The organism is Neobacillus sp. OS1-2 (genome assembly GCF_030915505.1).
Taxonomy (GTDB): domain Bacteria; phylum Bacillota; class Bacilli; order Bacillales; family Cytobacillaceae; genus Neobacillus.
On record NZ_CP133265.1, the window covers coordinates 1145589 to 1158113 of the forward strand.

The window sequence follows — 12525 nt, forward strand, 5'->3', positions numbered from 1 at the left end:
CTCTCGGAATCTATTCTTTTGCTTAATGATCTATATTTGACTTATGGCATTTCGAACACGTCTTTTCAACATGACATTTTAAACATGATTTATCGTATTTTTGATTTTCTGCTAATTTGAATGGGTGCTTTTCCTTAAATGTATCCCCGTGTGAGCTTGGATGGCACGAAGCACATTGGACAGTTGTTACTGGTGAATCACTTACAATTCGGTTATCGTGACAAGTGAAACACTTTTGAGTATCCTTTGATAGGCTTCCATGTTTAGTCGTGAAAGAAGCAATTTTATGACTAGTTGGTTTTTTCCCATGACAGTCTTTACAGAAAGTGTTTGTCTTTGCATATTGAGTTACGGTAACATTAGTAGAATTTGTAGTGTCTCCTTTTAGGAATTTTTGATAAACTGGATCTTCTTTAAATAGATCATATTTCTCGGTTGACATATAGGAATGACACTGCTCACATTTTTTCAGATCATTCGGCTGTATCTTCCCATGCCCGCCATTTTTGAACTCATCTGTTTTATGATTTTTAGGAACCATCGTTGTTTCGTGGCAGGTTTTACACTCCACTGATACCTTTCTTGCTTCATGGCATTCCATACAAGTATCCATTTGCGGACTTGTAAACTTCGTATTACTCATAAGAGAGGTTCCGAGTTTTTCATTCCATTTTCCATAGTCGCTCTTATAGGTCACTTTACGGTCTGCCACTTTTCCGTGTGCTGTACCGCTATGACATTGGACACACTTAATTCCTTCTGTCTTATGTTTATTGTGCGGGATGATAATATCACCTGAAGGGGTGACGTCACGACTTTTCATATTATGACAGCTTTCACAGGCTTCATCAGGTATGAGATTCGGCATCTTGATTGGAGCAATATAGGTGTCTGTTTGTTTTTTATATAATTCTACGAAGCCGTTTCCTTTCGCTTTTGCGTAATTTTTTGCTCCTGGTTCAATATGGCAGTTAACACAATCAACCTCACTATGAGATGAAGCCTTCCATGTATAGTATTGGGGCTTCATCTCATGACAAGATGAGCAAAACTTGGAGCTTGAGGTTGCCTCTAGTCCGAAGAATCCAGCAAAGGAGAATAGGGCTAAAAACAACAATGTTAAGGTCGCAATTTTGATTACCTTATAGCGAAATTTGGGAGGGGCTGACCGCGTTTTTTTTTCCTCTTCCATTTATGCGTCCCTCCAATGTTAGTTTGATTAATTTTTCACATCATCTTTAAAACCAGTTCTATGACAATATTGACAATAAACATCTGTCGGTGCTTTTGCATCAGTGGAATCAGCTTTTGGCTTGTCACGATCATGGCAGACAAAACATTCGGCTTTCATATCACTTGTTTTTGCTTTATCAGCGTGCCCTGTCAGCCATTGATTACTTTCACCATGGCTTTCTGGACGATCTGCGTGACAGGCACTACAGAATTTATTCGTTCTTGCTTGGTCTTTCACAAGCGTCATATTCGGTACATATTTTTCTTTTTGATTGCCCATTTTTAGCAAGGACATGATATCTTCTTTAGGAATTTCTCTGACCCATTTGGAATCCTGGTGACAGTTAACACATTTATCTAGCTGTTGAATAGCATCTCCGCCGTGGTTCCCTGCCCATCCTTCAACCTTGTGGTTCTTAGGAACTTTAATCTTTTTATGGCACGTTTCACAGGCCATCGAAAGCTTAACATCTTTTTGTTGCTTACCAATTGCTTGTAAAATGATTTCTTGTGTTTTTTGATCATGTGCTGCTAATGCTTCTGCTTCTTTTTCTTCTGTCGTTACGCCTTCATTTGTCGTTTCTGTTGCTTTTTCTTCAAGCTTTTTCTCCACCTCTTCTGGATTTGGCGGTACGTTATAAGCAACATCTTCCCAAGGCTTTTCACCGTTGTTTACTTTGTCATGACAGTCAATACAGGATCCCATGTTAGGTCGTAAATATTTCTTTTCCACTAATTTTTCAGCATTTTCCTTTGTCCAATGGCCGCGAACATCTTCCGTATTAATCCCTCGGGTAACTATTTTCGCGTGAACCACACCAGCGTGACAGGAAATACAAGGTATGCCCTCTTCAATATGTCCTTTATGGTTAACCTTTAAGTCACCAGATGCCGTGACAAGCCGGTTTTTGGAGTGACATTGTAAGCAGTTTTCATTTGAAACAGCTTCTTCTTCTGTTTGAACAATTTGCTCAGGAACTCCAGTAACGTGGTAATATACTTCTTTCATCGATTTCATTTTGTGGGTTACCATATTAACAAACCCAGGTTTGATATGACATTGAACACATGAAATATTATTGTGTGCACTTGCAGTATATGTGGAATACTCCGGTGCCATTTCATGACAGCTGGCGCAAAATGAAGGCGAGTTGGTTAAAGAAAGTACTCCATACCCACCGCCAAAAATAACAATGCAGCCAACAAGTGAAACGAATAGGAGTTTCCACCTGTTAACTGGGTTCTTCCAGTCAATAGCTCTAAATTTTTGCCAAAGTCTGCGAATCAGGCCAACTTTTTTTCTATCTTCTCTCGTTTCGGGATCTGTATCTTTAGGTTTCTTTTTCCCCCAAATGGCCACTTAACTCACCCTTCCCATTTTGGATTTCTTTCTCTATTTATTTTCCATTTTTACCTCTCTAAGGGTAGTATCTAACATTGTGAGAGTATATTCCAATGTACAATTTGTGAATATTTTTTCATATAGACAAAAGTCCCCTTTTCTTCTAAAAACAACATAGAAACGTTGTTAACAAAGGGATAAGTTAGTACTGTTTAAGTAGTGAAAACGATGGAAAAGTTGCATTTTTATTCAAAATTACCAACATTTATTCATACACCAGTAGGTCATTTTGGCATATTCTCCAATTGACCTTATATTCTCAGCTAAAACGCCACCAATCTGTCATATTTGACTAAAATTCGAACAATCCAAACCAAAGATATATAATAGTAGAATGACAATTTTTCCACTCCTGCCAACATTGTTGTCACTGTAATGTGGAAATGGTAAGATGATAAGGAAAATCATCGAATTTTTTGATAAGAAATTTTTAAAAAAATAATTACTTAGTCTCGGGTAAAAAGGAGCGTTCATCAGATGATGGGGATTTTAAATAAAGTGTTTGATCTGAACAAACGTGAGCTGAAGAGGTTAGACAAGCTTGCGACGAAAATTGATGCCCTTGCTGCTGATACAGAGAGTTTAACAGACGATCAGCTACGGGAAAAAACAGAAGAGTTCAAGGCGCGCTATCAAAAAGGAGAAACCTTGGATGACCTGCTTGTTGAAGCATTTGCAGTTGTTCGTGAAGGTGCCCGCCGTGTCCTTGGCTTATATCCGTACCATGTTCAGCTAATGGGGGGGATTTCTCTCCATGAAGGGAATATTTCAGAGATGAAGACTGGTGAAGGTAAAACCTTAACAGCGACGATGCCTGTCTATCTGAATGCTCTTTCCGGCAAAGGCGTTCATGTTGTTACTGTTAACGAATACTTGGCAAGCCGTGACGCCACTGAAATGGGTGAACTGTATCAATTCTTAGGTTTGACAGTTGGCTTAAATTTGAACAGCATGGATAAGGACGAAAAACAAGCTGCCTATGCCTGCGATATTACGTATGGAACAAACAATGAATTTGGCTTTGACTATCTCCGTGATAACATGGTGCTTTATAAAGAGCAAAAAGTACAGCGCCCGCTCTTCTTCGCCGTCATTGACGAGGTTGACTCGATTTTGATTGATGAAGCGCGTACCCCGCTGATTATTTCCGGTTCAGCCCAAAAATCGGCTGTCCTTTATATTCAAGCAAATGCCTTTGTGCGGATGCTGACAAAGGAAACCGATTATACGTATGATGAAAAAACGAAGGGCGTTATGCTCACAGAAGAAGGAATCAGTAAAGCCGAAAAAGCCTTCGGCATTGAAAACTTGTTTGATATGGCGCATGTTACCCTGAACCATCATATCAATCAGGCCCTTAAAGCAAACGTCAGCATGCATCTTGACGTTGATTATGTCGTGCAGGAAGGCGAAATTGTCATCGTTGACCAATTTACCGGGCGATTAATGAAGGGCCGTCGGTATAGTGAAGGTCTGCACCAGGCGATCGAGGCAAAAGAAGGACTCGAAGTCCAAAACGAAAGTATGACAATGGCAACAATTACGTTCCAAAACTATTTCCGGATGTATGAAAAATTATCCGGCATGACAGGAACAGCCAAAACAGAAGAAGAAGAATTCCGCAACATTTACAATATGAATGTTATTGTGATTCCAACGAACAAACCGATTGCCCGTGACGACCGTGCCGATTTAATTTACGCGTCGATGGACGGGAAATTTCGTGCCGTTGTCGAAGACATTGCGGAGCGTTATCAAAAAGGTCAGCCCGTCTTGGTTGGTACGGTAGCAATTGAAACGTCTGAGCTGATTTCAAACTATTTAACAAAAAAACGGATTCCTCATAACGTTTTGAATGCGAAAAACCATGAAAGAGAAGCTGAAATCATTGCCCAAGCAGGCCATAGCGGCTCCGTTACGATCGCAACTAACATGGCTGGCCGTGGTACAGATATCAAGCTTGGTGAAGGGGTTATTGAGGTAGGCGGGCTTGCTGTTATCGGTACTGAGCGCCACGAGAGCAGACGGATCGATAACCAGCTTCGTGGACGTTCCGGACGTCAAGGTGACCCTGGTATTACTCAGTTCTATCTATCAATGGAAGACGAATTGATGCGCCGCTTCGGTTCTGACAACATGAAGGCGATGATGCAAAAACTTGGAATGGATGATACCCAGCCCATTCAAAGTAAGATGGTATCGCGTGCAGTTGAATCTGCGCAAAAACGCGTTGAGGGCAACAACTTTGACGCCCGTAAACAATTATTGCAATATGACGATGTCCTTCGTCAGCAGCGCGAAATTATTTACTCCCAGCGTGATGAAGTATTAGAATCAGAAAATCTTCGCGAAATTGTTCAAAAAATGATTCAAAATTCACTTCAACGAAATGTAGATGCCCATGCGTCACGTCATGAGGATGAGGAGGATTGGGATCTACAAGCAATTGTCGAGTATGTACATGGCGCCTTGCTTCACGAAGGGGACATTACTGTAAATGACCTGAAGGGCAAAGACCCAGAAGAAATCGTCGAAACCATTTTAACAAAAGTGAATGAGCGTTATGAGGAGAAAGAGCAGATCCTTTACCCTGAGCAAATGCGCGAATTTGAAAAAGTGGTTACGTTAAGGGCAGTTGACTCTAAATGGATTGATCACATCGATGCCATGGACCAGCTGCGCCAAGGAATTCATTTGCGTGCGTACGGACAAATTGACCCGCTTCGTGAATACCAGCATGAAGGCTTTGCCATGTTTGAGGCAATGATTCAATCCATCGAGGATGAAACAGCGATGTACATCATGAAGGCTGAAATCCGCAGCAATCTTGAGCGTGAAGAAGTGGCAAAAGGTCAAGCGGTGAACCCGAAAGAAGACGGCGAAGCTGTTAAGAAAAAGCCGAAAGTGAAACAACTTGATGTCGGCCGTAATGACCCATGTATTTGCGGTAGTGGCAAGAAATATAAGAACTGCTGTGGGATGGGGAAATAAATAGGAGTGGGAAAAGCCAGCGGACTGAGAATCGCTGGCTCTTTTGTATATATGTTAATAAATTTTAGTCAATTGTGATAATTTAGGACAGAACTTGTGATGTTTGTGGATATCTCCCGCCACTTTGTGGAAAAACACCATAAAAATAAAGTTATCCACTTGGGGATAACCCTGGCTCCTTAGGGACGGCCATTTTTCAGTTGAACAAATTCAATTTAGGAAAAATAGCAGCGGCACCTCCGTTTATTTGTACTCCTAGTTTATCAGTAAAATCTCAATCTAATCATTTTATAAGGTTATTAGTAGGAAAAAAACGCCACCCCTGATTTAGGGTGGCGTTCTTAAACATGTTAATGTGCTTCAATTAAGCCATAGCGGCCGTCTTTACGTTTGTAAACAACATTTGTACGGTTACTATCGGAATTGGTGAATACATAGAAACTATGACCAAGCATATTCATTTGCAGAATGGCTTCTTCACTATCCATTGGTTTCAAATCGAATCGTTTTGTACGAACTAACTCTAAATCGTCTTCATCCACATCGTGCGCTTCTGGGCTCTCAGTGTTAGCAAAGGTTACAGGGAAATCACCTTTTTCGCGGAATTTACGGTTTACCTTTGTTTTGTGTTTGCGAATTTGGCGCTCAAGTTTATCAGTAATCAAGTCAATTCCAGCATACATATCTACGTTTGTTTCCTCAGCACGTAGAACTAGTTGCGGTAACGGAATGGTTACCTCTACCTTGGACGTTTTATCTTGATTAAATTTAAGATTTACATATACCATTGCATCTGGTGCTTCTGTAAAATAGCGCTCCAATTTTGTAATTTTCTTTTCTACATACTCTCTAATTGCTGGAGTTACCTCAATGTTTTCACCACGAACGTTATATTTCATTAGTGGACTCCTCCTTTTGTTAAGGCTTGTGTATACATTTCTATTTTGCCCTATGATTATCCTGCTAAATCCGAACAAAAATTTTGTCGATTTTTTGACAAATACAACAGGCAAATAGTGACAATGCTTGACACCACCTTTGACAACGATAGGGTATTTTTACTAAAATGAATGGTTATTCATATATAGTATAATATGTATTGGGACAATTTGCCACTACTATGCTCACGAAATAGGGTAAATGGTTGCAAAGATGAGTGGGGGATTCCATCAAATGGAGCATGAAGAACGAAAATTGCTTGCCTGGCATGGAGGGAAGGCATTGCCTTGCCGCTCTTCCCTATCTCGCAAGTGTAAGGGACTGAATACTCACTGCTCCTGCCGCTTTTAACAGCTTGGCTGCATGCCTCAATGTGGAACCAGTTGTGTAAATATCATCAACCAAGATGATGCTTTTTCCTTGTAAATTAGTTTCCGGGGCAAGACTAAATACTTGTGGCAGATGAATCCGCTCTGACCTTGATTTTTTGGATTGCTTTTCTGAGTGAATTCGAGTAAGTATTTGTGCGGGGGGATAGCCGGATTCATTAATAAGTGCCACTGCTTGATTAAACCCGCGCTCATACTGGCGTTCATCGCTCAATGGTATAGGGGCAAGTATTTCCGGATGCATGGTTGTTAGTTCCTCTTTAATAAATGGTGCAAAGGCCTTGGCTAGTACATAATCTCCGCGAAATTTATATTTTGCAATGACTTCTTTTAAAAATTCATTATAGTGGAAAAGCGAGTGATTGCTATCAAGAAATCCTTGCCACTCCGGATCCTCCTCCCAGCGTAAGCAATCATTGCACAAATCACCCTTACGGAATTTCTCATCGAGCTTAGCAAAAGGCCGACAGCAAATTCGGCAGGTCTCACCTTCAATTTTTTCAAGCTTTCCTTCGCATTCAATGCATAGGAAATGTTCCATTTCTAAAGAAAAAATGGCTCTCCAGCCTATTTCAGGCTGGATGACATTATTACAAACTAAACAATAGTCTTGTTGAAAGAGATTCATTTTGGACTGCGCTCCTTTTCTATTATTTATCAATCATTCCTCGTTTAACCCCTTCCTGGTTCATCGTAACAATTTGCCTTCTGGCCTTGATCATCTCGTCGGTTTTTCCATAATGAAAAAAGGTTACAGTTCCATCAGGATGATCTTTGCTCCGCCCTGCCCTTCCTGCTATTTGGACAAGGGCACTTTCGGAAAAAATGGTATCTTCTGCTCCGATGACGGCAACATCGATATTTGGAAAAGTTACACCCCGCTCAAGGATGGTCGTTGTTAGCAGTATGTGAATTTCCTTTGCACGCATTTTTTGCACCTTGTTTTTTCGGTCGGGATCTTCGGCATGTACGGCTTCAATGTCGGGCGAAATCTGTTGAAGAATGGTTAGGGCTTTTTCCATCATCGGAATATGCGGGAAGAAAAGTAAGGCTTGTTTATTATCTTGGATCCGCTTCTGAATCCACTGAACTACATTTGGCGGTAATTTATTTTTTTGAAGTTGCTTTTGCCAGTTGCCGCACCAAACAAATTCGGCCACTGGCAAAGGGTGGCGGTGGAACCGGGCGGGGATCGTGGTAAAGGCTCTTTTTCCATCGCGGCATTCTCTTTGCCATCTTTCATTTGGTGTGGCGGTCAAATAGATCATCGCTGAGCTGGGTTTACGTGCCTGTTTGGCAGCATACTGGAGCGACTCCTCCACGGTGTACGGAAAAGCATCGACTTCGTCCAAAATGATGGTGTCGAAAGCTTGGTAAAACCGCAGCAGCTGATGGGTGGTCGCAATGGTGAGAGGTGCGTATAGATGGCGATCCTCGCTCCCACCGTAAAGGGAGGCAACCGTTGTATGGGGAAATGCCGCCTTTAACCTGGGGGTGAGTTCAAGGACTACATCTGTTCTTGGTGTCGCAATGCAGACTCTTTTTTTGCAGCTAAAGCTGCCTCGATTCCCGCGAAGAGAACCTCAGTTTTCCCGGCGCCGCAAACAGCCCAAATAAGGTGCTCCTGATTCGCATGGATGGCCTCCACCACATAATTTGACGCTACCCTTTGCCCCTCCGAGAGTATCCCTTTCCATTCCAATACCTTCATAGGGGAAAGGGTGTCAGGCACCGGGCCATTCCAGCCCATTAGCGGAGTGCATTCACTGATTCTGCCCATCATGAGGCAATGCCGGCAATAGAGACAGGTTTCTCCACATCGTGAGCATGGAAAGGCGGCAAACCACCTTGGGTCCTTGTTGCCACACCGTCCGCAAATAGGTTGTTTTCCATTGTAGACGATTCCTTTACGGTATGTAACATATCCATTTTGATAATGTGTTTGGACTTCCTCAAGGGTGAATGGAATATCCTCAAGGAGAAGCTGCTTTCCGGAAAGAATCTGCTGAAGGTTAGGGTTGTAGGCAAACTTTGGATTGAGCGGCGGCTGTGGGATGGTTGGGATTTTCGATATGGGCATGGAGTCTACGGCAGTATTAGCCGGCATTACTATTCCGTTTTTGATGATAAAACGCATGCGGACACCCTCTTTGACCATTGATGGTATACCCGATTTTTTGTTTTTCCTGTTGATGGTAGGTGTAGGACTTTTTGAGCAGTATCATTATTTGGGAGATGCAGGAAACTTTGAAGCTCAAAATTGGTAATTGTTGGTTTTATCAAGGAAAAATGATCACTGGTGGCTTCAACTTATAAAATTCTTACTATGCAGAAATACTGCAAATACTGGAGAATTTCCTGCTTATTTGTCGAAGTTTTTTGTGACGTTTTTATGTCGTTGTTGGCTCCTGCGAAAATTGATCGATATTCTGAACAATTTAAATCGGGATTCCGCCCACTCTAGCAAAAATTCTGCCAAACGGGGACGGAATATACCGCCAAGTTGCAAATTAATTCCGCCAGAGCCCTTCCGCATACCAAAATACCAAAACAATCTAAAAAACCATCCTGGCCCAAAGACCAGAATGGCAGCTAACTTCTCTATCTTTTCATCCAGCCCATGCCCATTGACCCTTCGCCGAGATGGGTGCCGATGACAGCGCCGAAGTAGCCAATCGAGAATTCGACGTTAGGATACATGGCAGATAACTCCTTCCGCCATTCTTCCGCTTCTTCCTCACGATTAGCATGAATGATGACGGCTTGATAGGCTTCGCCAGTTGAAGCCTCCTCAGCGAGCAAATCAACTATACGTTTCATTGCCTTTTTCCGGGTGCGAATTTTTTCAAAAGGGACAATGACCTTGTCTTTGAAATGCAACAGTGGTTTAACCTGCAGAATGCTGCCGATAAAGGCTTGCGCACTTGAGAGCCGTCCGCCGCGCTGCAGATGTGTCAAATCATCGACCATAAAATAAGCTCGGGCCGAACGTTTCAACTCTTCCAGCCTGTTCATGATCACATCAGGATCGACACCATGCGAAGCCATCTTAGCTGCTTCTAGAGCATATAAGCCCTGAACCATGCAGCTGATTTCGGAATCAAATGGATAAACCTTGATGCCTTCTACCATCGTACTAGCAGTGACAGCCCCCTGATACGTTCCGCTGATTCCACTCGATAGGTGTACACAAACGACCGCATCGTGGTCTGCCGAAAGCTGCTCAAACAGCTCGACAAATTGGCCAATGGGCGGCTGGGAGGTCGTTGGAAGTTCCTTTGTCTGCACTTCTTCATAAAACTGATTCCACGTAAGGTCAATTTCTTCTCGATAGACTTCATTCCCGAAAATGACATGTAAGGGGATTAGATGTATATTCCATTTTTCGCGTAATTCTATCGGTATGTACGCGGTGCTATCCGTGACAATTGCCGTTCTCATAAAGTTTTACCATCCTTGTTTAATTACTGCTCCATGTTATCTATTATTTTATCTGAAAAAGGAATAAAATGCATTAACTAGTCGTTAAAAAAGGACACGCCCTCATGAGCGTGCCCTTTTAGAAAAACTTATCTTACTTCCACCCAGCCATTTTTTATCGCGACAACAACGGCTTGGGTACGGTCGTTTACGTTCATTTTTTGTAAAATATTGCTGACATGATTTTTCACAGTCTTTTCACTGATGAAAAGGGATTCTCCAATCCCACGGTTACTTTTTCCATCCGCAAGCAATTGCAGCACTTCACATTCGCGGCGTGTTAACAGATGCAACGGACGGCGAATTTCGAGCGTTGGAACGTAACCGCCACCGCCGTGAGCAACACCGGCAGCCAGCTTCCGATATTCATTAACGAGGTTGTGTGTGACTTTGGGATGTAAATACGAGCCTCCGTCAGCGACAACGCGGACAGCTTCAATCAAGGCATCGGCGTCCATTTCTTTTAAAAGATAGCCACAGGCACCTGTTTTTAGAGCATGTGTCACATAGTTTTCATCGTCATGAATCGATAAGATAATAATCTTTGTGTTCGGGAACTTTTCGATTAGTTCACGGGTTGCTTCGACACCATTCATTTGCGGCATATTAATATCCATAATGACCACATCCGGCTGGTGCTCCTGCACAAGGCCCAATGCCTCGCTGCCATCATCGCCTTCAGCCACGACTTGAAAAGCTTTCTCAAATTCTAGTATTCTCTTAACGCCTTCTCTGAACAGTTGGTGATCATCTATAATGACAATTTTGGTAGTCAAATGCTACGCCCCCTCATTTTTCAATTTCAATTTATCTTTACTTACGAATTTTGCTTTAGTTAAGTAATGGAACACGAATGAATACCTCTGTCCCTTTGTCAATTTTTGAATGGAAGGTAATTTCCCCGTCAAGCAGGTCGACACGCTCTTTCATCCCCATCATACCAAAAGACTCCGGTTTGGGCTCCGTGAGATCAAATCCAACGCCGTTATCCTTAATCAAAACAGTTACTGCGGTCTTGGTTATTTCCATTTTCACGGCGATTTCACAGGCATTTGCATGTTTGATGGCATTTTGCACGGACTCCTGAATGATTCGGAATAGGGCAACCTCAAACTTAGCAGGAAGTCTGCGTTCTAGTCCCATATTTACAAAATTGATCTTCGATTGTTTATGATATTCTTCGATGGTTTGTAAATATTTTCTGAGGGTCGGAACGAGTCCCAAATCGTCCAGAGCCATCGGCCGGAGATCATAAATAATTCGCCGGACCTCATAAAGGGCGGATCGGACCATGATTTTATAATTATGGATTTCAGAAAAAGCCTCGTCAGGGCCCCTATCTCGGTATACACGCTCAATTAAATCTGAGCGCATGATCACATTTGCCAGCATTTGCGCAGGCCCATCATGAATCTCCCTTGATAACCGCTTCCGCTCTTCTTCTTGTGCTTCAATAATCCTAAGGCCAAAATCTTGTTTGGCCTTTGCGTTTTCTAATGCCTTACCAACCTGCTCCAAGTCACTGGTCAAGTAATTCATGACTACCGAAATCTGGGAAATAAGCTGGTCGGCACGGTCAATTGTATCATTTAAACCGACTAACCTTTTTTCAAGATCATCCCGTTTGTCCAACAGTTGCTTTTTATACTGCCAATTAATCGATAGATCCATTTGCAGCTGGTGGGCTTTTTCGTAGGCTTCCCTTACCTCTTCTTCTGAATACTTTTTAAAATTCATACTGACTTCTGATAACATAACCCTGGCTTCCTGAACTTGTACATCAAGCTTGTCGCCCTCTTCAATCAGCTTTACCATCGTTTGCTTAATAGTACGAAGTTCAGTTGTCATATTTTCATAATCTTGGCGGCATTGCTCACCAATTTGAAAAATATCACTTTTACTACATGTTACAGTTTCAATCATTTCTTCGCGAATTTCATCAATTGACTTCACATTCATCTGCATAATTTTCATATCATTCCTCCAGGAGGGGCATATTTTCCCTTATTCCTTAAGGCCTATTAACATATTTTACCTTAAATTGCACCAAATAGCTAATCTAACATACATGGGTGGCCTCATACTTGGATG

Annotated in this window: 8 protein-coding genes and 1 pseudogene; 1 reads left to right on the forward strand and 8 read right to left on the reverse strand. The window is 42.1% G+C overall.

The features are described 5' to 3' along the window. Nucleotides 1-22 precede the first annotated feature (22 nt). Nucleotides 23-1192, reverse strand: a complete 1170-nt coding sequence (locus tag RCG19_RS05910; RefSeq protein ID WP_308110036.1) for a cytochrome c3 family protein — start codon at nucleotides 1190-1192, stop codon at nucleotides 23-25. A gap of 27 nt (nucleotides 1193-1219) precedes the next feature. Continuing rightward, nucleotides 1220-2593, reverse strand: a complete 1374-nt coding sequence (locus tag RCG19_RS05915; RefSeq protein WP_308110037.1) for a cytochrome c3 family protein — start codon at nucleotides 2591-2593, stop codon at nucleotides 1220-1222. Between the two features lie 519 nt (nucleotides 2594-3112). Here RCG19_RS05915 and secA point away from each other — a divergent pair. After that, nucleotides 3113-5626, forward strand: a complete 2514-nt coding sequence (gene secA / locus RCG19_RS05920; protein ID WP_308110038.1) for a preprotein translocase subunit SecA — start codon at nucleotides 3113-3115, stop codon at nucleotides 5624-5626. Between the two features lie 350 nt (nucleotides 5627-5976). Here secA and hpf read toward each other — a convergent pair whose 3' ends face one another. The 6 genes and pseudogenes from hpf to RCG19_RS05950 all read right to left on the reverse strand — a co-directional run bounded on the left by hpf (nucleotide 5977) and on the right by RCG19_RS05950 (nucleotide 12408). Further along, a complete protein-coding gene (gene hpf / locus RCG19_RS05925) occupies nucleotides 5977-6525 on the reverse strand; it encodes a ribosome hibernation-promoting factor, HPF/YfiA family (RefSeq protein ID WP_166243149.1) in 549 nt (182 codons plus the stop codon). A gap of 340 nt (nucleotides 6526-6865) precedes the next feature. Continuing rightward, nucleotides 6866-7582 (reverse strand): ComF family protein, encoded by a 717-nt coding sequence (locus RCG19_RS05930; protein ID WP_308110039.1) that lies wholly within the window; start codon nucleotides 7580-7582, stop codon nucleotides 6866-6868. 22 nt (nucleotides 7583-7604) lie between these two features. Beyond that, nucleotides 7605-9091, reverse strand: a pseudogene (locus tag RCG19_RS05935) (DEAD/DEAH box helicase). A gap of 464 nt (nucleotides 9092-9555) precedes the next feature. Beyond that, entirely contained in the window at nucleotides 9556-10395 is an 840-nt protein-coding gene (locus tag RCG19_RS05940; protein WP_308110040.1) for a DegV family protein, read from the reverse strand. A gap of 128 nt (nucleotides 10396-10523) precedes the next feature. Next, complete coding sequence (locus RCG19_RS05945) at nucleotides 10524-11210, reverse strand: response regulator (RefSeq protein ID WP_166243279.1); 687 nt, start codon at nucleotides 11208-11210, stop codon at nucleotides 10524-10526. 55 nt (nucleotides 11211-11265) lie between these two features. Beyond that, nucleotides 11266-12408 (reverse strand): sensor histidine kinase, encoded by a 1143-nt coding sequence (locus RCG19_RS05950; protein WP_308110041.1) that lies wholly within the window; start codon nucleotides 12406-12408, stop codon nucleotides 11266-11268. Nucleotides 12409-12525: the final 117 nt, after the last annotated feature.